The sequence below is a fragment of the Streptomyces sp. SLBN-8D4 genome (assembly GCF_049739545.1).
Taxonomy (GTDB): domain Bacteria; phylum Actinomycetota; class Actinomycetes; order Streptomycetales; family Streptomycetaceae; genus Streptomyces; species Streptomyces canus_C.
Genome location: NZ_JBMGQC010000001.1, coordinates 2340245 through 2362707, shown reverse-complemented (window position 1 = coordinate 2362707; position 22463 = coordinate 2340245). Strand labels below are relative to the sequence as shown.

Genomic DNA, 22463 nt, shown 5'->3' with positions numbered 1-22463 from the left:
GGTGCGGGAGCTGGCGTAGGTGGTGCGGGGTGCGGTGGTGTGGCGGGGGCGGCGGTTTGGGTGTGCCGCGATTCGGCGGGTGCGGGCGTAGGTGGTCCGGGGGTGCCGTGGTGTGGCGCGTGAGTCGAGCGTCGGTGGTCCGGGTGTGCCGTGATTCGGCGCGGGAGTCGGCGTAGGCGGGACGGAGTGCCGTGATGTGGCGCGGGAGCCGGCCTCGGCGGTCCGGGGGTGGCGCCAGGGCGCTGCAGACCCCCGGTCCGGCGCTTGCAGGCGATCTGCAGAGCAATTGCAGAGGCCCCCGGGATGCTCTTCCCGTGACCGACATCATCACGCTCGCGGACCCGAGGGTTGCCGCGGTGACGCACGACGAGTGCGGGGAACCGCTCGTCGATCTGCGGGAGGAGGGGCAGCTGCTCCTCGATCCCCGGCAGGCCGACGACGACGGGAGCTACGCCCACCTGAGGGCCGGTGCGCTGCAGCGGCTCGTGCGGGCGCAGCGGATGCTGCCCGCGGGGATCCGGTTGCTGGTGGTGGAGGGGTACCGGCCGCCCGGCCTCCAGCGCCGGTACTTCGAGCAGTACGCGGCGACCATGCGACGGGCCCACCCGGACGCGGCTCCCGAGCGGATCCGTGAGCTGGCGAGCGCGTACATCTCGCCGCCGGAGGTCGCCCCGCACGTCAGCGGCGGCGCGGTCGACCTGACCCTGTGCGACCACGCGGGCCGGGAACTGCCGCTCGGCACGGAGGTCAACGCCACCCCGGAGGAGAGCGCGGGCGCCTGCCGCACCGACGCGCCCGGCATCGGCGCCGAGGCGCGCGAGTACCGGGCCCTGCTGGGCCGGGTGCTCACCGAGACCGGGTTCGTCAACTACCCGACGGAATGGTGGCACTGGTCGTACGGCGACCGGTACTGGGCCCTGCTGCGCCGCGTACCGGCCGCCCGCTACGGCCCCGCCGACCCGCCCCGTCCTCCGGCCTGACCACCGGAGCGGGGCGGCGCACGACGACCGCAGCGAGAGAACACCGCAGGGATCACCGCAAGGGATCACCGCAAGGGGGAAAGAAATGCACAGCCATGCCACCTGTCCGCCACCACCGCGCGAGGCCGACAACCGGATGAGCGCCGGGGACTTCGACGCGTCCTTCACGGCCGACATGCCACGCCTGCGAAGGCGGCTGCTGGCACTGACGGGCAATCCGCACGACGCCGACGACCTGCTCCAGGAGACCTATCTGCGGCTCTCCCGGCGCGCCCGCTCACAGAGCCTGACACGGCAGCAGCACCCGTACGCGTACACCTGCGCCGTCGCCCTCAACCTGCTGCGGGACTCCTGGCAGCACCCTTCCCGTCGCGAGCGCACCACGGACCAGCTGCCGGAAGCCGGCTGGGACGGCGGACTCGACTCCTACGAGGCCTCCGCCACGGCGCTCGCACTGCTGCGCATGCTCTCCGAGAAGGAGGCCGCCGCGGTGATCCTCGTGGACCTGGAGGGACTCACCCACGACACGGCCGGGGAGCGGCTCGGCGCCCATCGCGGCACGGTCCAGCGCAACCGTCTGCGCGGACTCGCCAAGATGCGTGCCGCCCTCCACCCGTAGCCCGGATGGCACACCTCCACGGGGGTGGGGTGTGCCATCCGCTTCTCGCACCGCGTCTCCCGCCGGCGTCGCCGTCATCCCGCCGACGCCACCTCGACGAAGGAAGAGTCCCTTGCAGACCATCAGCACGCGCCGCCGGACCAGCGGCGCGATCCTGGGCGCCTCGGCCCTGGCGCTCACCGCGTTCTTCTCCGCCCCGGCCCACGCCGCCCAGGACGCCGGCTGCGGTGTGCTCGCACCCGGCGCCTCGGCCACCGCGCAGGCCGCCGTCGACGCGGCCTGTTCGCAGATCGGTGTCTGGTACAGCTGGGGTGGCGGCCACGCGGCCACGCCCGGCGCCAGCTACGGCTACTACGACGGCTCCGACCCGGACAGCCTCCACGACGGCGAGCGCAAGGGCTTCGACTGCTCGGGCCTGATGCGGTACGCCTACTACCGGGCGACCGGCAGGGACCTGCTCAACGGCACGGCCGACGACCAGTTCCACACCTCGCAGGCCTCCGCCCGGTTCTCCGCCGGACAGGGCACCGCCCCGCTGCTGCCGGGCGACCTGATGTTCTGGGGCAGCGGCCACATCCACCACGTCGCCATGTACCTGGGCGGCGGCCAGATGGTCGAGGCGTACGAGTCGGGCACCCACATCAGGGTCACGTCCGTGCGCACCGGCGGCGACTACGCGGGCGCGGTCCGCATCAACGGCTCCGGCACCCCCGTCCCGCCGCCCGCGAACGGCGGCACGGTCTTCGAGACCTGGGGCACCGGCGTGCGCACCCACAGGTCGCCGAGCGTGGGCTCCGCCACCGTCGACACCTTCGCCGGACCGACCCAGGTGTCCGTCCAGTGCCAGGAGCACGCGGAGACGGTGACCGCCGAGGGCTACACCAACGACGCCTGGTCCAAGCTCGCCGACGGCTCGTGGGTGACCAACATCTACATCAAGGGCCCGGCCTGGCTGCCCGGCATCCCGGACTGCGGCGGCAGCAGCACCCCGCCGCCGGCCGGCGGCAGCAAGGCGTTCCAGACCTGGGGCACCGGCGTGCGCACCCACAGCGAGCCCAACGTCAACGCGGGCGTGGTCGACTACTTCGCGCAGCCGACCACGGTCAACGTGGTCTGCCAGGCCCACGCCCAGCAGGTCACGGCCGAGGGCTACACCAACGACGCCTGGGCGAAGCTGACCGACGGCTCGTGGATGACCGTCATCTACATCAAGGGCCCCGACTGGCTGCCGGGCGTGGCCACCTGCTGACCCGACCCCTCCCGACCGGACCGGCCGTGCACGGCCGGTCCGGTCCTCTCGGACATCCACGGCACTCGCGGCGCCTCACCACCCCGTCAGCAACAGGTGGTTGAGGAGCAGCGCCAGCACCGCCTGCCCGGCGAGCCATCCGCGCGCCCCGCTGAGAAAGGCGCACGCGGGAAGCAGCCACACCGCGAACGGCAACCAGATCCGCTCGGTCTCCGCCTTGCTCATCCCGGACAGATCCGCGAGAAGGAGCGCGAGAAGAGCACTGAGCATCAGCAGGCAGAGCCGAAGATCGCCGTGGTTCCCGTGCAGCCGTGACCGCAGCCGCGACCACATCCCCGACCGCAGTCCCGGCCGGACGACAGCCCGCCGCACCCCCGCCACGGTCGCCGGCCCCACGATCAGCACCGTGCACGCGAGGTTCGCCCACACCCAGTACCCGTACGGCCGGACCCCGCCCGCCCCCTGGTAGTACCGCGTCACCAGCACCCGGTACCCCTCCCACCACGCGAACCCGGACACGGTGAACAGCACCGGCACGACCACGAACCCGGCCAGCGCGAACAGCAGGGGCCGACGGGAGGAGCCCAGCAGCAGCACCGCCCCCGCGACGACGGCCATGAGAGTCAGGCCGTACGACAGATAGACGGTCAGCCCGAACAACAATCCCGAGCAGAAGCCGTACGGTCCCGGCCGGAACCCCCGCACCGCGAGGGCGAGCAGGGTCACCGCCCACGCGGCCACCGCCGCGAAGTACCCGTCGGCCGACGTGCCCACCCACACCGCGGCCGGGGCCAGGACCAGGAAGGGCGCGGCGCGGCGGGCGAGCGCCTCGTCGGCCAGGGTGCGTACGGCGATCAGGACCGCGACCGCCGCGGTCGTGCCGACCGTGATGCACCAGGTCCCCGCCCAGCCCCCGCCGCCGAGCCCGGCCCGGTCGAGCAGGACGAAGGTGAGGGTCGCGCCCGGGGGATGCCCGGCGACATGAGCGCCCCAGCTGTCCGGCGAGCCGATCAGGATGTGCCCGGTGAAGTCCCGCAGGGCCGCCGGGATGTCGTGGAAGCGATCGACGGCCCGCAGGTACTCGTTCCTGGTGGTGAGCTGCTCGGCGACGCCCCGGTGCCAGCCGTCCACGAGGGCCAGGGACCACGTCCAGGCCATGCCCGCGGCCCAGACGGCGAGCAGCAGCCAACGCCAGGGCAGCCGGACCGCGAGCGAGGGGCCGTAGACCACCACGACGGCGGCGACGAGCACCGCGGCCGGGGTGCCGGGGCCGACATGCGGGTCCCAACTCGCCAGCAGGGGCGGCCAGTCGACACGGAGCGAGCCGTCCCGGTGCTGGATCGCCCGGCCGACCAGCACGGCGGTCAGCACGAGGAGCGCGGCGCACACGGCCGCGTACAGGTCACGAAGGAGGTCCCGGTTCACCCGGACGACGCTAGGCGGCACGACCGCCTCCGTACGGCTGACATGCGACGACGTCAGAGTTTCGTCATGGTTCGCGGGCGGCTTGCGGGGTGGCGCGGGCCTACCGTCGGGACATGGCACGGTCTCCCTTCGCTCCCTCCTTCTGGCGCAGCCCGCTGCGCGGTCCCTGGCTCACCTCGGTCCTCGGGATCGTCCTCCTCGGCGGAATCACCCTGCTGTTCGTGACGGGCCTGCTGTCGTACGCCGCCTACAACCCGGACCTCGCGCCGGTGAACGACAAGACCCCGGACAAGGGGATCCTCGGCTTCTACCTCTTCTCGTGGCCGACCGACCCGCACTGGCTGTACCGGCTGGACCAGGGTGTCCACGTCACCCTGGGCATCACCCTGATCCCGGTCCTGCTGGCCAAGCTGTGGTCGGTGGCGCCGAAGCTGTTCACGCTGCCGCCCGCTCGCTCGCTCGCCCACGCCCTGGAGCGGATCTCGCTGCTGCTGCTGGTCGGCGGCGCCCTGTTCGAGTTCGTGACCGGCGTGCTCAACGTCCAGCTGGACTACCTCTTCCCGGGCTCCTTCTACCCGCTGCACTTCTACGGGGCGTGGGTGTTCTTCACCGCGTTCGTCGTCCATGCCGTGCTGAAGACGCCGCTCGCGCTGCGCAATCTCCGCCGGATTCGGGAACCCCGGGAGGAGCGGAGCGAGTTGGTGTCCCCGGACCCGGCCGAGCCGACCGTGTCGCGGCGCGGGGCGCTCTGGTTCGTCGGGGGCGGTTCGCTGCTGCTGTTCCTCACCACGGCCGGGCAGAACTTCGACGGCGTCCTGCGCCGGACCGCTCTCCTCGCCCCGCACGGCGGCGCCGAGCCGGGGTCCGGACCGGGCGGCTTCCAGATCAACAAGACCGCCGTGTACGCGGGGATCGACCCGGCCGAGACCGGTGAGGAGGCCTGGCGGCTGCTCCTCGCCGGGCGCGACGGCCGCACGGTCCGCCTTGGCCGTGCCGAACTCCTGCGACTGCCCCTGCACAGCTCGGCGTTGCCCATCGCCTGTGTGGAGGGCTGGTCGACCTCCGACCAGTGGTGGCGCGGAGTACGGCTGCGGGACCTCGCGGCGCTCGTCGGGTACGAGGACGATCCGCCGGACCTCTTCGTGGAGTCGCTGCAACGGCACGGTGCCTTCCGGCGGGCCGCCCTGCGCGCCAACCAGGTAGCAGATCCGCGGTCCCTGCTCGCCCTGTCCGTCAACGGCGAGGACCTGACCCCGGACCACGGCCACCCGGCCCGGATCATCGTGCCCGCGGCGCCCGGTGTGCTCAACACCAAGTGGGTGGCGCGGCTGACCTTCGGAGACCTGTGATGCGGATCCCTCTCGGCAGCCCTCTCCAACTCCTCCTGCTCGTCTGCTCGTTCGCCCTCGCGGGATATGCGGGGGTGCGACTGCTGGCAGGCGACTGGTTCGGGGTCGCGCTGTGGTTCGTGGGGGCGGCCCTGCTGCACGACCTGGTGCTGCTGCCGCTGTACGCGGCGGCGGACCGGGCTCTGGTGAGAACGGCGGGGCGGCACGTCCTGTACGTCCGGGTCCCCGCCGCCTTCTCCCTGCTGCTCCTGCTCGTGTGGTTCCCGCTGATCAGCGGGCAGGTCGCGGACCGTTACGCCCGGGTGACCGGCCTGTCCGCGGACGGGTTCCTGGCCCGCTGGCTGCTGGTGACGGCCGCGCTCTTCGGCGGTTCCGCGGTGGTCCTCGTCGTACGGCGGCGCAGGGCGACGAAGGAGCGGCCGCCCGCCGTCCACTGATCCACGGACGCCCAGCCGGAGCGGGCGGCGTGCCGCAGCAGGGCGGGGGTGCCGAGCCGGGCCCACGGGAACGGGCTGCCGACGGCACCCCGGGCGTCGGTGACATGCACCTGGACCCGCTCGTCGAGATCCGGGCCGGTGACCGTCTCGGCGATCAACAGGCCGCCCGTCCTCAGGAGTTGGGCCGTCCGGTCGAGCAGGGCCCGCGGGTCGCCGCCGATGCCGACGTTGCCGTCGATCAACAGCGCGGTGCCCCAACGGCCCTCGCCCGGCAGGGACTCGAAGACGGACCGGCACAGGGCCTGCCCGCCGAGCGCGACGGTCCGCGCGACCGCCGCCTCGCTCACGTCGATGCCGAGCACGCGCCGCCCCCGTGCCCCGAGCGCGGCGACCAGCCGTCCGGGACCGCAGCCGACGTCCAGCACCGCACCCTCGCAGCGCCGCAGCACCTCCAGGTCCGCGGCATCCGCGGCGGCGCACCAGCGCTCCAGTTCGAGCGGGAGCAGCCGGCCGTCGGAGCGGCGCAGGAAGAGGGGCCCGCGGCCGGTGCGCAGGGCCCGGGCGTAGGGGTCGGCGGACCAGGTGCCGTCTTCAGGGGTGCCGTCCGCATGCGACCCCGGGCCGCCGGTCCCCGGCCCACTCACCGGGACACCCGGCCGCCCGTCACGGGAGGGGATGTCGTACGGCCGGAGGCCGACGCCCGGATCTGCCGGCCTGGGGCCTGGGAATGTGCGGGCCGTCGCCGTCCCCGCCATGACCGGCTCCGGCTCCGGCTTCGAGTCCGCGTCCGGCGCGCCGGCCCCGGGCCGTGAGCCGACCCCCGTGGCCGGGCCCGGTGGCCGGGGTGCCCGGCCGGTCTCCCGCCCGCGTCCGACCCCGTCCGGCCGTGGGGGTGGAGTGTCCGCGCCGCGTGGGCGAGCGCCACGCCTCTCGGGCCCGGCTCCCGCCCCGCCGTCCGGCCGTACGGGTTCCGTGTCCGCGGCGGGCCGAGGGGCCGTGCCGACCTGCGCCCCCGTCACCGCGGCACCGCCGCGAGCCGTGCCAGCTCCGCCGCGAACCGTCCGTCCGGTGCCGCCCGCGCGACCAGTTCCGCGTCCTGCGCCGTGTCCACGTCCCGCAGCGCCGGCAGCTCCCGCACCCGCAGTCCGCTGAGCCGGGCGCGCTGGGCGGCGCCGGTGCGGGGCGTCGACATCGGGACCCCGCGCAGCAGGGCCGGGTCGGGTTCCGCCAGGCCCAGGGCCCAGAAGCCGCCGTCCTCGGCCGGCCCGAACCAGGCATCGCAGTCGGCGAAGTCCACCGTGAGCAGCTCGGGAGTCACCTGGGGCGTGTCCATGCCGATGAGCAGGGCCGGGCCTTCGCAGCCCGCGAAGGCGGCGGCCAGCCGTTCGTCAAGGCCGCCCGCGCACTGCTGGACGACCTCGAAACCCGGCGGCAGCCAGGGGCCCGGCGCCCCCTCCAGGACCAGCACCCGGCGCCGGGCCGGGGTACGGGCCACCACGTCGAGGGTGTCCGCGAGGGACGCCTCGGCCAGTGCGGCCGCCGCCTCGGGCGTGAACGGCGGGGTGAGCCGGGTCTTCACCCGCCCCGGCCTCGGCTCCTTGGCGATGACGAGCAGCGTGGTCACGCGCGCACCCCCGTCTCGTTGAGGACGTTGCTCATGTCCCGCACCGCCTGCCAGGTGCCCCGCCAGGTGCCCGTCACCTTCGAGGCCCCGGTGCGCGGGTGGTACGGCACGTCGTGCTCGGTGATCCGCCAGCCCGCGTCGGCCGCCCGCACCACCATCTGCAGGGGATAGCCGCTGCGCCGGTCCGTCAGGCCGAGGGCGAGCAGCGACTCGCGCCGGGCGGCCCGCAGCGGCCCCAGGTCCCGCAGGCGCAGACCGGTGCGGCGGCGCAGCAGCCGGGCGAGCGCCAGGTTGCCCGCGCGGGCGTGCGGCGGCCAGGCGCCACGGGCCTGCGGGCGGCGCCGGCCGAGCACGAGGTCCGCCTCGCCGGCCAGCACCTCGGCCACGAACGGCACCAGGTCGGAGGGGTCCAGCGAGGCGTCGCAGTCGCAGAAGCACACGATGTCGGCCGTGGCCGCGGTCAGCCCCGCGTGGCAGGCGGCGCCGAAACCGCGCCGCTGCTCACGGACGACGGTCGCGCCGAGGGCGTGGGCGATGCGGGCGGAACCGTCCGTGGAGCCGTTGTCGACGACCAGCGCGCGCCACCCGGGCGGAATGCGTTCCAGCACCCACGGCAGGGCCCCGGCCTCGTCCAGACAGGGCAGCACGACGTCCACGGACGCCGCCGGTTCGTTCAGTGAAGGTGTCGTCACGGCTTTCACCCTACGAACGCAAAGCACGCAAACCGGACTCCGGCTCCTTACGAAACAAGGACGTCGGCGGCAGGCTGCGGCACATTCGCGCGCGCGGTGCGAGGCTGGCGGCATGGAGCAGCAGCAGTACGCACAGACCCGGCCGCGGGTCCTCGTCGTCGACGACGACCCCACCGTCGCCGAGGTGGTCTCCGGCTACCTGGACCGGGCCGGATACCTCGTGGACCGGGCCGCCGACGGCCCCGAGGCACTCGCCCGCGCCGCCGAGCACCGCCCGGACCTCGTCGTCCTCGACCTGATGCTGCCCGGTATGGACGGCCTGGAGGTGTGCCGCCGGATGCGGGGACGCGGGCCCGTCCCGGTCATCATGCTCACCGCCCGCGGCGACGAGGACGACCGCATCCTGGGCCTCGAGGTCGGCGCCGACGACTACGTCACCAAGCCCTTCAGTCCCCGCGAACTGGTGCTGCGCGTCGAGTCGGTGCTGCGCCGCTCCCGGCCCGCCCAGCAGTCCGGAGCCCTCCGCGCGGCCGGGCTGAGCCTCGACCCGCAGGCCCGCCGAGCCGTCAAGAACGGCGCCGAACTCGCCCTCACCATCCGCGAGTTCGACCTCCTCGCGTTCTTCCTGCGGCACCCCGGCCGGGTCTTCGGCCGCGAGGACCTGATGCGTGAGGTGTGGGGCTGGGACTTCGGCGACCTGTCCACCGTCACCGTCCACGTCCGCAGGCTGCGCGGAAAGGTCGAGGACGACCCGGCGCGCCCGCGGCTCATCCAGACCGTGTGGGGCGTCGGATACCGCTTCGAAGGCGTCGCGGAACGCGGGGTCCGGCCATGAGCGACATGCTTCTCATCGCCCTCTACGCCTTCCTCGGCGCCGTCGTCGCCGGGCTCCTCGGCGCCTGGGTGCTGATGCTGATCCGCCGCCGCTCGCTCTCCCTGCACCTCACCGTGGTCGCCGCCGTCGGCGTCACCGCGATGCTGGCCGGGACCCTCGCGGTCGCCCAGGCCATGTTCCTGTCCGGGCACGACCTGAGGGTCGTCACGACCGTCGTGCTGATGGCCGCCGTGGTCTCGCTGGCCACCGCCCTGCTGCTCGGCCGCTGGGTCTCCGCCCGCAGCCGGGCCCTCACGCTCGCCGCCCGCTCCTTCGGCGACGGCGGCGACTTCACCTCGCCCGGCGGCCCCACGACCGCCGAACTCACCGACCTCAGCCGGGAGCTGGAGCTCACCAGCGCCAAACTCGCCGAGTCCCGGGAGCGGGAACGCGCCCTGGAGTCCTCCCGGCGCGAACTCGTCGCCTGGATCTCCCACGACCTGCGCACCCCGCTCGCCGGCCTGCGCGCGATGTCCGAGGCCCTGGAGGACGGCGTCGCCGCCGACCCAGCCCGCTATCTGAGGCAGATCCGCACCGAGGTCGAACGCCTCAACGCCATGGTCGGCGACCTCTTCGAGCTCTCCCGCATCCACGCCGGGGCGCTGGCGCTGAGCCCGAGCCGGATCTCCCTGTACGACCTCGTATCGGACGCCCTCGCGGGCGCCGACCCGCTGGCCCGCGAGCACGGCGTACGGCTGGTCGGCGACCGGGTGGCGGCCGTGCCGGTCGAGGTGGACGGCAAGGAGATGAGCCGCGTGCTCGGCAACCTCCTCGTCAACGCCATCCGCCGCACCCCCGCCGACGGCACGGTCGCGGTGGCCGCCGAGCACCGCGCCGAGGGGGTCGTCGTGTCCGTCACGGACGGCTGCGGCGGCATCCCCGAGGAGGACCTGCCCCGCGTCTTCGACACCGGCTGGCGCGGCACCCACGCCCGGACTCCGCCCGCCGGAGCGGGACTTGGCCTCGCGATCGTCCGGGGCATCGTGGAGGCCCACGCGGGCCGGGCCACCGTACGCAATGTGCCGGGCGGCTGCCGCTTCGAGGTGGTGCTGCCGACGGCGGCCTCCTGAAACGGCCGTCTCCCGACCGGCCGCCTCGTGAAAAAGCGGCCCCTTGGTAAAGGGGCCGCTGAAAAAATGGTGGTGCCGCCCGCGGCCGCTTTCTTTCGCGGGCGGCACCACCGGTCCGCCGCGGGCTACGCGTCCCGCATCCCCGCGCCCGCGAACTCCCGCATTCCCTCGCCGAATCCGACCTCCGCCTTCCACCCCAGCTCCGCCCGCAGCCGCGCCGAGTCCGCCGTGATGTGCCGTACGTCCCCGAGACGGTACTCCCCGGTGACCACGGGCTCGGGACCGCCGTACGCCTCGGCCAGCGCGCGGGCCATCTCGCCCACGGTGTGCGGCTCGCCGCTTCCGGTGTTGTACGACGTGAGCGCGCCGTCCCGTGAACTCGCCTCCAGCGCCGCCAGGTTGGCCGCCGCCACGTCCCGTACGTGCACGAAGTCCCGGCGCTGACCGCCGTCCTCGAAGACGCGCGGGGCCGCACCGCGGGCGAGCGCGGAGCGGAAGAAGGAGGCGACCCCGGCGTACGGGGTGTCGCGGGGCATGCCAGGGCCGTACACGTTGTGGTAGCGCAGGGCCACCGCGGAGCCGCCCGTGGCCCGCGCCCAGGACGCCGCCAGATGCTCCTGGGTGAGCTTGGTGGCCGCGTACACGTTGCGCGGGTCGACCGGGGCGTCCTCGTCGACCAGACCGGGGGACAGGGCCGCGCCGCACCGCGGGCACGGCGGCTCGAAGCGCCCCGCGTCCAGGTCGGCGACGGCCCGCGGACCCGGCCGTACGGTCCCGTGCACGGCACAGGCGTACCGGCCCTCGCCGTACACCACCATCGACCCGGCCAGCACCAGCCGCCGCACCCCCGCCTCGGCCATCGCGGCGAGCAGGACCGCCGTACCGAGGTCGTTGTGGGAGACGTACCCCGGGGCGTCGGCGAAGTCCGCACCGAGGCCGACCATGGCCGCCTGGTGGCACACCGCGTCCACTCCGCCTAGGGCGTGCCGGACGGCGTCGGGGTCCCGTACGTCGGACGCCGGGTCGGACCGGACGTCGTACAGGAGGGGCTCGTGGCCGTGTGCCGCGAGCGCCTCGACGATCTGGGACCCGATGAAACCGGCACCGCCGGTGACCAGTACGCGCATGCCCTCACGCTAGGGCCCTGACCGGGCCGGACGGCCGGGCCGCGCGGTCACGTCACGGCTTCGTAAGACTCACGGCCGGGTGAGGTTCAGCGGCAGCGACACGGTGAACACCGTCGAGCCGGGCGCGCTGCCCAGCTCGATCGTGCCGCCGTGCGCCCGCACCAGGGAGCTCGCCACCGCGAGGCCGAGGCCGCTGCCGCCCCGGTCCCGGCTGCGGGCCTTGTCGACACGGTAGAAGCGGTCGAAGACCCGCTCCTGGTCGGCGGCCGGGATGCCCGGCCCGGCGTCGGCGATCCGCACCTGGGCGTGCCCGTCCCGCACCCGCACGCCGACCGACACCGCCGTGCCCGCCGGGGTGTGCACGGCCGCGTTGGTGAGGAGGTTGTCGACGACCTGGCGCACCCGCTGCGGGTCGAGGCGCAGCTTCAGAGCCTGCGGGCCCTCCTCGAAGGACAGCGGATGGTCCGGGTGGCTCGCCCGGAACGCGTCGGCCGCGTGCTCCACCAGCTCCACCAGATCCACCTCGACGGGCCTGAGCGGAGTCTCCACCTCCGCCGCGTCCAGCCGGGCGAGCAGCAGCAGGTCGTCCAGCAGGAAACCCATGCGGGCGGCCTCGGCGCGCAGCCGGGCCAGGTGCTTGTCGCGCTCCTCGGGGGCGTTGGCGGCGGCGTACTGGAAGAGGTCCGCGTAGCCCCGTACCGACATCAAGGGCGTGCGCAGCTCGTGCGAGGCGTCCGCGACGAACCGGCGCAGCCGCTGCTCGGCCGCCGCGCGGACCGCGAGCGAGTCGTCGATGTGCTCCAGCATGGTGTTGAACGCCGTCCGCAGCTCCTCCACCTCCGGCCCGCCGCCCCGCTTGTCGGCACGCAGCGGCAGCCGGGACGCCGTCTCGGTGAGGTCGTGCGAGGCGATGCCGTGCGCGGTGTGGGCCATGTCGCTCAGCGGCTTCAGGCCCCGGCGCAGCATCCGCCGGCCCGCCAGCACCAGCGCCAGCAGGGCGAGCCCGAAGGCGACCACCTGGACCGTGATCAGCCGCCGTACCGTGTCGTCGATGTCGCCCATCGGAGCCCCGCTGACCAGGATCACGCCGGGTGTGACCTCGCAGCTGCGCAGCCGGTACTCGCCCTGGCCCGCGATGTCCTCGGTGCGCAGCACCTCGGTGTGCGCGGAGATCTGCGCCTCGGCCACGGCGGTGAGACCGGCGACGTCCTCGGGCAGGTCGCTCGGCTCCTCGGGCCTGCGGAGCACGGGGGAGCCGTGCGACACGTCGTACACCGCGTAGTACCAGCCCCAGTACTTCTTGCCCGCGAGTGTGCCGTTCTCCGCGATGCTCCTGGACTGGGCGGCCTGGGCCAGCCCCAGCTGGTCGTCGAGCTGGTTCGACAGGTAGTCCCGCATATAGGTCGTCAGGGCCGTGCCGACCACGGCGAACACCACCAGCGCCAGCGCCCCGAGCCCCAGCGCCAGCCGGGTACCGAGCCGCAGCCGCCGGTACGACCTGAGGAGCCGCCGGATCACTCGGCCGCCTGCCGGATGACGTACCCGAAGCCCCGCACGGTGTGGATCAGCGGCTCACCCGTGTCGTCCAGCTTGCGGCGCAGCCGGCTGACGACCAGCTCGACGACGTTGGAGCGGCCGCCGAAGCCGTACTCCCACACATGGTCGAGGATCTGCGCCTTGGTGAGCACGGTCGGCGACTTGCGCATCAGGTACCTGAGGACCTCGTACTCGGTCGGGGTGAGCGTGAGCAGCTTGTCGCCGCGCCGCACCTCGCGGGTGTCCTCGTCCATCGTGAGGTCCGCGACCCGGAGCACCGAGCGCTGGAAGCCGGGCCCGGCGCTGCGCCGCAGGACGGTCCGCAGCCGGGCCATCAGCTCCTCCACCGCGAACGGCTTGACCAGGTAGTCGTCCCCGCCCCGGGTCAGCCCCGCCACCCGGTCGGCGACCGCGTCCCGGGCCGTGAGGAACACCACGGGCACCATGGTGCCCGAGCGGCGCAGCCGGTCCAGGACCCCGAAGCCGTCGATGTCCGGCAGCATCAGATCGAGCACCACGATGTCGGGACGGAACTCGGCGGCGCGGCTGAGGGCCTCCTCGCCGGAGTTGGCGGTGACCGCCTCCCAGCCCTCGTAGCGGGCGACCGTCGCCACGAGATCGGCGATCGGCGGGTCGTCGTCCACGACGAGGAGTCGTACTTTTTCCACCCGCTCATAGTGCTTCACAGCGGCCGGAAAGCCAGAGCGGGGTGGGTCCCGTGCGCAGATCGATAAGCTCTTGAAAGTTGTACGACAGCTGATCGACAGCTCCCGCCGGAGAAGCTCGGTTGTCCACTCGGTTATCCAGAGGCCCCGACCAAGGAGCTACGACCCGTGACGACCGTCCAATCGCCCCCCACGCCCCCCACGGCGATCAAACGCCCCAGGGTGGTGGCCCGCACCGGGCTCTACGCCGTGCTGGCCGCCAACGCGGCCGTCGTCGCCTGGTTCTTCGCCCAGGCCGGCTTCGCCTCCAACGCGCTCATCGTGCTCGGCCGCCTCACCGGCCTGTACGCCGCGCTGATCATGGCCTTCCAACTGGTCCTGGTGGCCCGGCTGCCCTGGCTCGACCGCCGTATCGGCATGGACCGGCTGACCTCCTGGCACCGCTGGACCGGCTTCGGCATCCTGTGGACGCTCCTCGCGCACGTCGTCTTCATCAGCTTCGGCTACGCCGAGGGCACCGACGTGGGGCCGATAGGTGAGATCGTCGACCTCGCCGAGACCACCGAGGGCGTGCTCCGCGCGGTCGTCGCGTTCTTCCTGATCCTCGTGGTCGGCGCGGTCTCCGCCCGCTACGCCCGGCGCCGCCTCGCGTACGAGACCTGGCACTTCATCCACCTGTACACCTACGTCGCCGTGGTGCTCGCCTTCACCCACCAGGTCTCGGTCGGTACCACCTTCACGTCCTCGTCCGCCGCCACGGCCTACTGGTACGGCGTCTGGAGCGTGGCCCTCGGCTCGGTCGTCCTGGGCCGCATGGTGCTCCCGCTGTGGCGGAACTGGCGTCACCAGTTCCGGGTCACGGCCGTCGTCCCCGAGAGCGACCACGTCGTCTCGGTCTACATCAGCGGCAAGGACCTCGACCAACTCCCCGCCCGGGCGGGCCAGTTCTTCCTGTGGCGGTTCCTGACCGCCGACCGCTGGTGGCAGGCCAACCCCTTCTCCCTGTCCGCAGCCCCGGACGGCAGGACCCTGCGCCTGACCGCCAAGGCGGCCGGCGAGGGCAGCGCCGCCCTGAGGCACCTCAAGGTCGGCACCCGCGTCTTCGCCGAGGGCCCCTACGGCGCCTTCACCGCCCTGCACCGCACCCGGCCCGAGTCCGTGCTCATCGCCGGCGGCGTCGGCGTCACCCCCATCCGGGCCCTGCTGGAGGAGGTGCACGGCCACGCCGTCGTCATCTACCGCGTCGGCTCCGACCGGGACGCCGTCCTCTACGACGAGCTGCGCGACCTCGCGCTCGCCAAGGGCGCCGATCTCCACCTGGTCACCGGACCGCCGGTGCCCGACAAGCTGGCGGCCGGCGAGCTGGCGCGGCTCGTGCCCGACATCGCCGACCGGGACGTCTTCCTGTGCGGACCGCCCCCGATGATGAAGGCGGTCCTGGGCAGCCTGCGCGAGCTGGACGTGCCGGGGCCGCAGATCCACTTCGAACGCTTCAGCCTGGCGGGATGAGGAACAGACCGTGAAACGAGCCATACCTGTCGTCGTCCTGAGCATCGCGGGCCTGATCCCCGTGTGGCTGTACCAGCCCTCGGCCGGCTCCTCCACCGTCCAGGCCACCACGCCGGCGCCCTCGTCGACCTCCTCCTCGTCCTCGGGATCCTCCGGTTCGAACGTCGTCACGAGCTCGACGATCACCACCGAGAAGGGGCCCGTACAGCTCCAGGTCACCTTCGACGGTACGAAGATCACCGCCGTGAAGATGCTCCAGCAGCCGGACCACCCGCAGACCACGGCTGCCGTGCCGAAGCTGGTCGCGGAGACGCTTCAGGCGCAGAGCGCGGACATCGACACCGTGTCGGGCGCGACGATCACCAGTGAGGCCTACAAGAAGTCCCTCCAGGCCACGATCGACGACAACGCGAAGACGGCGGCGACGGCCTCGCCGTCCCCCTCCTCCTCGTCCTCCTCCTCGTCTTCGGAGCAGGCGTCCAAGACCGTCGACGGCACCGCGGTCGACACGGAGAAGGGCACCGTCCAGGTCCAGGTGACCTTCTCCGGTACGGAGATCACGGCGGTGAGGATGCTCCAGCAGCCGAACCACCCGCAGACCACGGCGGCCGTGCCGAAGCTGATCGCGGAGACGCTTCAGGCGCAGAGCGCCGACATCGACACCGTCTCCGGTGCGACCATCACCAGCGGGGGCTACAAGGAGTCCCTCCAGGCCGCCATCGACGCGAAGGGCTGAGGAACGGACATGCTGCACCGCGTCGAACACGTCATGGGCTTCCCCGTCTCGCTGCGGGTCGACGACGAGAGCGTCCCCGAGTCCGCGGCGGACACGGTCTTCGCCTGGCTGCGCGAGGTGGACGCCCGGTTCAGCCCGTTCAAGGAGGACAGCGAGGTCTCGCGGTACGACCGCGGCGAGCCGTCGGAGGTGAGCGCGGACCTCGCCGAGATCCTCGACCTGTGCGAGCACTACCGGAGGGCCACCGGCGGTGCCTTCGACGTACGGCTGCCCGGTCGCCGTCTCGACCCCTGCGCGGTGGTCAAGGGCTGGTCGGTGCAGCGGGCGGCCGAGCTGCTCGGGGCGGCCGGCGCGACGCGTTTCGTCCTGAACGCCGGTGGTGACGTGGTCGTCTCCGGCGGCCCCTGGCGGGTGGGCGTACGCCACCCCGAGCACGCCGACCAGCTGTGCACGGTGCTGTCGCTCACCGACGGGGCGGTGGCCACCTCCGCCCGCTACGAGCGCGGCGACCACATCCTCGACGGCCGCACCGGCCGCCCGGCGACGGGCCTGCTCAGCCTGACGGTCGTGGCGCCGACCCTGACGGAGGCCGACTCGGTCGCCACAGGGGCCTTCGCGATGGGTGCGGAGGGCGTCGACTGGGCGGCCTCGCTGGAGGGCTGCGAGGTGTTCGCGGTGGACGCGGAGCGACGGGTGCTGCGTACGCCTGGGTTCCCTGCCGTCAGGGAGGGTGTCACGGCGGCGTGACGCGACACGCACGAGGGCGGGCCGCCGGTGTGTTCACCGGCGGCCCGCCCTCTGCGAGTCCGCGTGTGTGTCAGCCGAGCCGGTACAGGCCGCTGTAGTCGGAGACCGCCGTGCCGTTCTTCTTGACCCAGGTGGAGATCGCGGAGTTCGTGCCCTGGCCGCCCTCGCTGCTGATGACGACGTAGTGCAAGCTGCCGGACTTCACGAGGCTCTTCAGCTTGGCCAGGGTCATCGCGTTGTCGGAGCCGGACCAGCCGCCCATGGAGATCACCGGCTCACCGGACTCCAGGATGATCGAGGAGGCGGCCTGGTCGGTGGCCACCGCGACCAGCCAGGTGGCGCCGTCCTGGTTCTTCTTCAGGTACGAGATCATCGCGGCGGAGACCTGGCTGTCGCCTCCCGTGCCTCCGGCCGCACGGCCGGACGGGGGCCCGCCGGTGCCCTCGGTGCCGCTGCCGCCGCTCGGGCGCTGACCGCCGCCCCCGCCCATGCCACCGGTGCTCGGACCGGCCGTCGGGTTGGTGCCGTTGGTGCCGGAGCCGGCCGCCGACGCCGAGTACGCGGCGGGACCGGCGAGGAGGGCGACGACCGCCGCGAGGGCCGCGATGCCCGTCAGCCGCTGCCGCTTGGTGAACCGGCCGAGCAGCAGCCCGATCACCGCGACCGCACCGGCGACCCCGGCCACGACCTCGGCCACCGTGTACAGCGTCCCGGAGCCGGAGACCCGCTGGAGCAGGACGACCGCCCACACCGTGCTGACCGCGACCGCCGCCGGCAGCACCCAGGCCCACTTCGCCGCCGAACCCTCACGGAAGGCTTTGTGGAGCATCACAGCGCCGATACCGGCCAGCGCCGCGACGCCGGGTGCCATGGCGGTGACGTAGTACGGGTGGAAGGTGCCCTCGGCGAGGGCGAAGGTCAGGTAGTGCAGGACGAACCAGCCGCCCCACAGCAGCAGCGCCGCCCGCTTCGCGTCCGTGCGGGGCGCCCGGCCGCGCAGCACCAGGCCGCCGATCAGCGCGACGAGGGCGAAGGGGATCAGCCAGGAGATCTGGCCGCCCATGATGCTGTTGAACAGCCGGTACAGACCCGCCTCACCCCCGAAACCGGCACCGTTGCCCTGCGAGCCGACCGAGGAACCGGCCCCGAAGATCCGGCCGAAGCCGTTGTACCCGACGACCAGGTCCCACACGGTGTTGTCCGTGGAGCCACCGATGTACGGCCGGGAGGAGGCGGGGACGAGATCGACGACCACCATCCACCAGGCGCTGGAGACGACCAGCGCGACCGTGCCGACGGCGAGGTTGCGGATCCGCCGGCCGAGGCCGGCCCGGGCGGCCCAGAGGTAGACGAGGAAGAAGGCCGGCAGCACGACGTACGCCTGCATCATCTTCGTGTTGAACGCGAAGCCGATGGCGACCGCGGACCACACCAGCGGCATGAGCCGTCCGGTGCGCACGGCCTTCATCAGCGCGGCCGCGCCGAGCAGCATCAGGAAGACCAGGACCGGGTCGGGGTTGGTGTCCCGGGTGAGGGCGACGGTGATGGGAGTGAGGGTGAGCGCGAGCCCCGCGATCGTGGCCGCGACGGCACCGAAGTCCCGCTTGACCATGCGGTACAGCAGGGCCACCGAGCCGGTGCCGACCGCGACCATCGGCAGCAGCAACTGCCAGGTGCCGTACCCGAAGACGCGGGCGGAGAGCCCCATCACCCACAGGGCGAACGGCGGCTTGTCGACCGTGATGAAGCTGCCGGAGTCCAGGGCGCCGAAGAAGAACGCCTTCCAGCTCCTGGTGCCGGACCAGACGGCCGCGTCGTAGAAGGTGTTGCCGGTGACGGACGACAGGTTCCAGGCGTACAGCGCCACGGCCAGCACCAGGATCGCCCAGAGCGCGGGGCGGGCCCACCGGGGGTCCTCAGGGGCACCGGTGAACAACCTGCGCAGCCGGCTGCTCGCGGCGGGCACCGCGGCCCGGTGCCTGCCCTCCGGAACGGACGGCGCGGGCGGTGGGGCAAGGGTCGTCATGGCACGTTCTCCAGGTCTCCGAGCGGTGGTGGTGACGACGCTCGGCCCCGGTCCTGGGCGAACCCTGTGGCTGCACTGAACGAAGGGTGAGAATCACGGGACTCACAGGCCACCCACAGCGGCGCCGGAACCAACCGCCGACGACGTAACGCAACCGGTCTAGACTCTGCCGGACGGCCTGCTGGACCGGCCGAATGCGGACGACCTCTGCCAGACCCGAAGGGTATTCGGCGCCTTGATACGGATAGATTCAGTCACCAAGCGGTACCCGGACGGCACGGTGGCGGTCGACCGGCTCTCCCTGGAGATTCCCGACCGCTCGATCACGGTCCTCGTCGGCCCCTCGGGCTGTGGCAAGACCACGACCCTGCGCATGATCAACCGGATGGTCGAACCCAGCGAGGGGACCATCCTGATCGACGGCAAGGACAGCCGGCAGCAGTCGGTCAACACGCTGCGCCGGTCCATGGGGTACGTCATCCAGAACGCCGGCCTCTTCCAGCACCGCACGATCGTCGACAACATCGCGACCGTCCCCCGGATGCTGGGCTGGGGCAAGGAGAAGGCGCGGGCCCGGGCCCGGGAGCTGATGGAGCGGGTCGGGCTCGACGGTTCGCTCGCCAAGCGGTACCCCTACCAACTGTCCGGCGGCCAGCAGCAGCGCGTCGGTGTGGCGCGGGCCCTCGCCGCCGATCCGCCGGTGCTGCTGATGGACGAGCCGTTCTCCGCCGTCGACCCCATCGTCCGCAAGGGGCTCCAGGACGAACTCCTGCGCATCCAGGACGAGTTGGGCAAGACCATCGTCTTCGTCACCCATGACATCGACGAGGCCGTCAAGATCGGCACGATGGTCGCCGTGATGCGCACCGGCGGCAAGCTCGCCCAGTACGCGCCGCCCGCCGAACTCCTGTCGAACCCGGCCGACGCGTTCGTCGAGGACTTCCTCGGCACCGACCGGGGCATCCGGCGGCTCTCCTTCTTCCCCTCCGCGGGACTGCGGCTGCTCACCGCACCGGTCGTCGCCGTCGACGCCACCGCCGGGCAGATCGCCGCCCGCGGCACGGCCGAGGCCCCCTACCTCCTCGTCACCGACGTGGACGGCAGGCCCCTCGGCTGGATCGAGCCGGCGGACCTGACCGCGGGCGGTGTCGACGCGACGCGACTGGTGTCGTACGGGCGGCCCTTCGTGGCCGGCACCGACTCGCTGCGGGCCGCGCTGGACTGTGCCGTGCTCTCGCCCACCGGGTGGGCCGTCGGTGTCGACGCCGAGGGGCGGGTGGCCGGGGTGGTCTCGCAGCAGGCCATCGGCGAGGCGATCCGCGGGGCCCACGCGGAGGGCCGTGCGGACGCCCAGGTCGCCCGATGAGCGGCTTCTTCGACATCCCGAGCGACCTCCAGCACAGCTGGCTCGGACTGATCGGGCTGCACCTCAGGGAAGCCCTGCTGCCGGTCCTCGCCGGGCTGCTGATCGCCCTGCCGCTGTCCCAGCTGTGCGTGCGTTTCCGGTGGTTGTACCCGCCCGTGCTGTGGGTGACGACCGTGCTGTACGCGATCCCGTCGCTGGCCTTCTTCGTGGTCCTCATCGACTACACCGGCCAGACCGAGCTCACGGTGATGATCCCGCTCACCGTCTACACGCTCGTCATCCTGGTCCCGGCGATCGTCGACGGTGTCCGCTCGGTGCCGCAGGAGACCCTCGCGGCCGCGACGGCGATGGGCTTCGGGCCCGTACGCCGCTACGTCCAGGTCCAGTTGCCGATCGCCGTGCCCGCCATCATCGCGGGGCTTCGGGTGGCGACCGTGTCGAGCATCTCGCTCGTCAGCGTCGGCGCGCTCATCGGCAACCAGGGCGCGCTCGGCAACCTCATCAACGACGCCAACATCTACAACCGGCCCGAACTCGCCGTGAACGCCGTGCTGACCATGGCGGTCCTCGCGATCCTCGCCGACGGGCTGCTGGTCGGTGTGCGACTGCTCATGACGCCGTGGATGCCGAGCGGCGCGCGTGCGCGGCGCGCGCAGCGGCCCGAACCGGAGGTCGCCGCCCGGTGAACATCCTCAACTTCATCAACGCCTTCTTCAGCGACAGCGCGCACTGGCAGGGCTACGACGGCATTCCCACGCGGCTGGGGGAGCACGTCCAGTACACCCTGGAGGCGCTCGCCATCGCCGCGGCGATCGGGCTGCCGGTGGGGCTCGTGACCGGGCACTACGGGCGGGGCGGCAACGCGCTGGCCTTCATCGCCGTCGCCGGGCGGGCCGTGCCCACCTTCGGTCTGCTGGTGCTGATGACCCTGTCGCTCGGGTTCGGGCTGATCAACGTGATGATCCCGCTGGTCGTGCTCGCCGTGCCGCCGATCCTGGTCACCAGCTACGAGGCGATGCGGTCGGTGGACCCCGCCCCGGTGGACGCGGCCCGCGGGATGGGCATGCACGAGGTGGAGGTGCTGTTCCGGGTCGAACTGCCGGTCGCCCTTCCGCTGATCCTCGGCGGGCTGCGCTCGGCGGCCATCCAGATCGTGTCCACGGCCACGATCGCCGCGTACGTCTCTCTGGGCGGGCTCGGCCGGTACATCGTGGACGGGCTGTACCAGCGCAACTACGAGAAGGTCGTGGGCGGGGCCGCGCTGGTCGCGCTGATGGCGCTGGCGACGCTGGCGGTGTTCTGGGGGATCACCCGGCTCACGGTCTCGCGCGGGGTACTCAGGAGCAACTAGAGCAACTAGAGCAACTAGAGCAACCAGAGCAACCAGGCAGAGGGCCGGGGGAGTCCGCCCCCGGCCCTCGTCACGCCTGCGTGCGGGCCAGCGCCTGTTCCAGGACGACCAGCAGCGCGTCCCGCACCGAACCCCGCTCCCTCGCGTCGAAGACGATCACCGGGACGCGGTCGTTGACGTCCAGGGCCCAGCGGACCTCGTCCAGGGTGTGCTCGACCCTGCCGTCGAAGGCGTTGACGGCGACGGCGAACGGGATCTGCTTGTGCTCGAAGTAGTCGACCGCGGCGTAGCAGTCGTCGAGGCGGCGGGTGTCGACGATGACCAGACCGCCGAGCGCGCCCTCGACGATGTCGTCCCACATGAAGCCGAAGCGCTCCTGCCCCGGCGTGCCGAACAGGTACAGCTTCAGGGTCGGGTCGACGGTGATGCAGCCGAAGTCCATCGCGACCGTCGTCGTGGTCTTGCGCGGGGTGTGGCTGAGGTCGTCCACACCCGCGGCGACCTCGGTGATGGCGGCCTCGGTGGTCAGCGGCTCGATCTCGGAGATCGAGCCGACCGCGGTGGTCTTGCCCACCCCGAAGCCGCCCGCGATCACCATTTTGACCGGCAGCGGCGGTCGTACGGCGGCGGAGGGCGCGGCCGAGGGCCGGGTGGCCGGTTCAGTCGGTGTCACGGAGTACCCCTCGGGAGTCGGGGATGGCACGCAGGCCGTCGATGAGCCTGCGCAGGACGGACGCGTCGTGGGTGACGTCGGTGTCGGGCACGTGCACCGTCAGCTGCCCCGCCGTGCGCAGGTCCTCGGCGAGGATCCGCACCACGTTCAGGTGCAGCCGCAGCCGCGCCGCGATCTCCGCGATGGACTGCGGGATGCGGCACGCGGCGACGATGTCGTGCTGTTCGAAGGCGAGCCGGTCGAGCACGGCGAGTCCCTCGGCGGTGGCCACCACCTGGGTCTCGACGGGCATCGTCCGGCCGGACGGATCGGGTGCCACCCGGCCGGCGGTGACGAGGAACGGCCGTACGGCGGGCACCGGACCGCCCGGCTCCGGGTTCGGAGGCGTGCTGCCGTCCGCCATGACTG

Annotated in this window: 22 protein-coding genes; 12 read left to right on the top strand and 10 right to left on the bottom strand. The window is 72.8% G+C overall.

Translation table 11 applies throughout. The features are described from left to right. The first annotated feature begins 314 nt into the window (after positions 1-314). From RKD20_RS10540 to RKD20_RS10530, 3 genes are all read left to right on the top strand, one after another. Positions 315-980 carry a M15 family metallopeptidase gene (locus RKD20_RS10540; protein ID WP_020122108.1) on the top strand — a complete coding sequence of 222 codons (666 nt, stop codon included), beginning with the start codon at positions 315-317 and terminating at the stop codon, positions 978-980. Between the two features lie 85 nt (positions 981-1065). Continuing rightward, a complete protein-coding gene (locus RKD20_RS10535; RefSeq protein WP_424877498.1) occupies positions 1066-1599 on the top strand; it encodes an RNA polymerase sigma factor in 534 nt (177 codons plus the stop codon). A gap of 112 nt (positions 1600-1711) precedes the next feature. After that, positions 1712-2848, top strand: coding sequence for a C40 family peptidase (locus RKD20_RS10530; protein WP_424877497.1), 1137 nt, complete (start codon positions 1712-1714; stop codon positions 2846-2848). Positions 2849-2923: 75 nt separating this feature from the next. Here the strand turns inward: RKD20_RS10530 and RKD20_RS10525 are convergent, their stop codons facing one another. After that, the gene (locus RKD20_RS10525) at positions 2924-4273 is read right to left on the bottom strand and encodes a hypothetical protein (RefSeq protein WP_424877496.1); all 1350 of its coding nucleotides are present in this window, start codon (positions 4271-4273) and stop codon (positions 2924-2926) included. A gap of 113 nt (positions 4274-4386) precedes the next feature. Here RKD20_RS10525 and RKD20_RS10520 point away from each other — a divergent pair, with 113 nt between their 5' ends. Then, positions 4387-5622, top strand: coding sequence for a molybdopterin-dependent oxidoreductase (locus RKD20_RS10520; RefSeq protein ID WP_424877495.1), 1236 nt, complete (start codon positions 4387-4389; stop codon positions 5620-5622). Between the two features lie 292 nt (positions 5623-5914). Here the strand turns inward: RKD20_RS10520 and RKD20_RS10515 are convergent, their stop codons facing one another. The 3 genes from RKD20_RS10515 to RKD20_RS10505 form a co-directional block, all read right to left on the bottom strand. Beyond that, positions 5915-6814 carry a class I SAM-dependent methyltransferase gene (locus tag RKD20_RS10515; RefSeq protein ID WP_424877494.1) on the bottom strand — a complete coding sequence of 300 codons (900 nt, stop codon included), beginning with the start codon at positions 6812-6814 and terminating at the stop codon, positions 5915-5917. A 260-nt stretch (positions 6815-7074) separates the two neighbouring features. Then, a complete protein-coding gene (locus tag RKD20_RS10510; RefSeq protein WP_424877493.1) occupies positions 7075-7683 on the bottom strand; it encodes a TIGR04282 family arsenosugar biosynthesis glycosyltransferase in 609 nt (202 codons plus the stop codon). Further along, positions 7680-8384: a glycosyltransferase family 2 protein gene (locus RKD20_RS10505; RefSeq protein ID WP_424877492.1), complete on the bottom strand. Its 705-nt coding sequence runs from the start codon at positions 8382-8384 to the stop codon at positions 7680-7682. The genes RKD20_RS10510 and RKD20_RS10505 overlap by 4 nt, the downstream gene beginning before the upstream one ends. 103 nt (positions 8385-8487) lie before the next feature. Between RKD20_RS10505 and RKD20_RS10500 the strand changes: the two genes are divergently transcribed. Beyond that, positions 8488-9210, top strand: coding sequence for a response regulator transcription factor (locus RKD20_RS10500; RefSeq protein WP_424877491.1), 723 nt, complete (start codon positions 8488-8490; stop codon positions 9208-9210). Beyond that, the gene (locus RKD20_RS10495; RefSeq protein ID WP_424877490.1) at positions 9207-10319 is read left to right on the top strand and encodes a sensor histidine kinase; all 1113 of its coding nucleotides are present in this window, start codon (positions 9207-9209) and stop codon (positions 10317-10319) included. Before RKD20_RS10500 ends, RKD20_RS10495 begins: the two co-directional genes overlap by 4 nt. A gap of 125 nt (positions 10320-10444) precedes the next feature. Here RKD20_RS10495 and RKD20_RS10490 read toward each other — a convergent pair whose 3' ends face one another. The 3 genes from RKD20_RS10490 to RKD20_RS10480 all read right to left on the bottom strand — a co-directional run bounded on the left by RKD20_RS10490 (position 10445) and on the right by RKD20_RS10480 (position 13650). Beyond that, on the bottom strand, positions 10445-11446 hold the full coding sequence (locus RKD20_RS10490) for an NAD-dependent epimerase/dehydratase family protein (RefSeq protein WP_424877489.1): 1002 nt from the start codon (positions 11444-11446) through the stop codon (positions 10445-10447). Positions 11447-11515: 69 nt separating this feature from the next. Then, the gene (locus tag RKD20_RS10485; RefSeq protein ID WP_424877488.1) at positions 11516-12964 is read right to left on the bottom strand and encodes a sensor histidine kinase; all 1449 of its coding nucleotides are present in this window, start codon (positions 12962-12964) and stop codon (positions 11516-11518) included. Next, the gene (locus RKD20_RS10480) at positions 12961-13650 is read right to left on the bottom strand and encodes a response regulator transcription factor (protein WP_179200196.1); all 690 of its coding nucleotides are present in this window, start codon (positions 13648-13650) and stop codon (positions 12961-12963) included. The genes RKD20_RS10485 and RKD20_RS10480 overlap by 4 nt, the downstream gene beginning before the upstream one ends. A 165-nt stretch (positions 13651-13815) precedes the next feature. Between RKD20_RS10480 and RKD20_RS10475 the strand changes: the two genes are divergently transcribed. Genes RKD20_RS10475 through RKD20_RS10465 form a run of 3 tightly spaced genes read left to right on the top strand, consistent with a single transcriptional unit; the run spans position 13816 to position 16639 of the window. Beyond that, complete coding sequence (locus tag RKD20_RS10475; RefSeq protein ID WP_424877487.1) at positions 13816-15156, top strand: ferredoxin reductase family protein; 1341 nt, start codon at positions 13816-13818, stop codon at positions 15154-15156. 10 nt (positions 15157-15166) lie between these two features. Next, positions 15167-15892 (top strand): FMN-binding protein, encoded by a 726-nt coding sequence (locus RKD20_RS10470; RefSeq protein ID WP_424877486.1) that lies wholly within the window; start codon positions 15167-15169, stop codon positions 15890-15892. A gap of 9 nt (positions 15893-15901) precedes the next feature. After that, positions 15902-16639, top strand: a complete 738-nt coding sequence (locus RKD20_RS10465; RefSeq protein WP_424877485.1) for an FAD:protein FMN transferase — start codon at positions 15902-15904, stop codon at positions 16637-16639. A 70-nt stretch (positions 16640-16709) separates the two neighbouring features. Here RKD20_RS10465 and RKD20_RS10460 read toward each other — a convergent pair whose 3' ends face one another. Continuing rightward, positions 16710-18665 carry an ArnT family glycosyltransferase gene (locus RKD20_RS10460; RefSeq protein WP_424877484.1) on the bottom strand — a complete coding sequence of 652 codons (1956 nt, stop codon included), beginning with the start codon at positions 18663-18665 and terminating at the stop codon, positions 16710-16712. A 235-nt stretch (positions 18666-18900) separates the two neighbouring features. Here RKD20_RS10460 and RKD20_RS10455 point away from each other — a divergent pair, with 235 nt between their 5' ends. Genes RKD20_RS10455 through RKD20_RS10445 form a run of 3 tightly spaced genes read left to right on the top strand, consistent with a single transcriptional unit; the run spans position 18901 to position 21382 of the window. Then, the gene (locus RKD20_RS10455) at positions 18901-20031 is read left to right on the top strand and encodes an ABC transporter ATP-binding protein (RefSeq protein ID WP_424877483.1); all 1131 of its coding nucleotides are present in this window, start codon (positions 18901-18903) and stop codon (positions 20029-20031) included. Continuing rightward, on the top strand, positions 20028-20717 hold the full coding sequence (locus tag RKD20_RS10450; RefSeq protein ID WP_020122091.1) for an ABC transporter permease: 690 nt from the start codon (positions 20028-20030) through the stop codon (positions 20715-20717). The genes RKD20_RS10455 and RKD20_RS10450 overlap by 4 nt, the downstream gene beginning before the upstream one ends. Further along, positions 20714-21382 carry an ABC transporter permease gene (locus RKD20_RS10445; protein WP_020122090.1) on the top strand — a complete coding sequence of 223 codons (669 nt, stop codon included), beginning with the start codon at positions 20714-20716 and terminating at the stop codon, positions 21380-21382. The genes RKD20_RS10450 and RKD20_RS10445 overlap by 4 nt, the downstream gene beginning before the upstream one ends. Positions 21383-21452: 70 nt before the next feature. On the opposite strand, the gene RKD20_RS10440 is transcribed toward RKD20_RS10445, so the two are convergent. Together RKD20_RS10440 and RKD20_RS10435 are read right to left on the bottom strand one after the other, a co-directional pair. Further along, positions 21453-22055 carry a GTP-binding protein gene (locus tag RKD20_RS10440; RefSeq protein WP_356014051.1) on the bottom strand — a complete coding sequence of 201 codons (603 nt, stop codon included), beginning with the start codon at positions 22053-22055 and terminating at the stop codon, positions 21453-21455. Further along, the gene (locus tag RKD20_RS10435; protein WP_020122088.1) at positions 22042-22458 is read right to left on the bottom strand and encodes a DUF742 domain-containing protein; all 417 of its coding nucleotides are present in this window, start codon (positions 22456-22458) and stop codon (positions 22042-22044) included. The genes RKD20_RS10440 and RKD20_RS10435 overlap by 14 nt, the downstream gene beginning before the upstream one ends. Positions 22459-22463: the final 5 nt, after the last annotated feature.

Bases quoted from the DNA above. Each gene is read 5' to 3' on its own strand.
- RKD20_RS10495 (WP_424877490.1), top strand. From the start codon at position 9,207: ATGAGCGACATGCTTCTCATCGCCCTCTACGCCTTCCTCGGCGCCGTC.
- RKD20_RS10435 (WP_020122088.1), bottom strand. From the start codon at position 22,458: ATGGCGGACGGCAGCACGCCTCCGAACCCGGAGCCGGGCGGTCCGGTG.
- RKD20_RS10535 (WP_424877498.1), top strand. From the start codon at position 1,066: ATGCACAGCCATGCCACCTGTCCGCCACCACCGCGCGAGGCCGACAAC.
- RKD20_RS10490 (WP_424877489.1), bottom strand. From the start codon at position 11,446: ATGCGCGTACTGGTCACCGGCGGTGCCGGTTTCATCGGGTCCCAGATC.
- RKD20_RS10500 (WP_424877491.1), top strand. From the start codon at position 8,488: ATGGAGCAGCAGCAGTACGCACAGACCCGGCCGCGGGTCCTCGTCGTC.
- RKD20_RS10460 (WP_424877484.1), bottom strand. From the start codon at position 18,665: ATGACGACCCTTGCCCCACCGCCCGCGCCGTCCGTTCCGGAGGGCAGG.
- RKD20_RS10450 (WP_020122091.1), top strand. From the start codon at position 20,028: ATGAGCGGCTTCTTCGACATCCCGAGCGACCTCCAGCACAGCTGGCTC.
- RKD20_RS10465 (WP_424877485.1), top strand. From the start codon at position 15,902: ATGCTGCACCGCGTCGAACACGTCATGGGCTTCCCCGTCTCGCTGCGG.
- RKD20_RS10515 (WP_424877494.1), bottom strand. From the start codon at position 6,814: ATGGCGGGGACGGCGACGGCCCGCACATTCCCAGGCCCCAGGCCGGCA.
- RKD20_RS10520 (WP_424877495.1), top strand. From the start codon at position 4,387: ATGGCACGGTCTCCCTTCGCTCCCTCCTTCTGGCGCAGCCCGCTGCGC.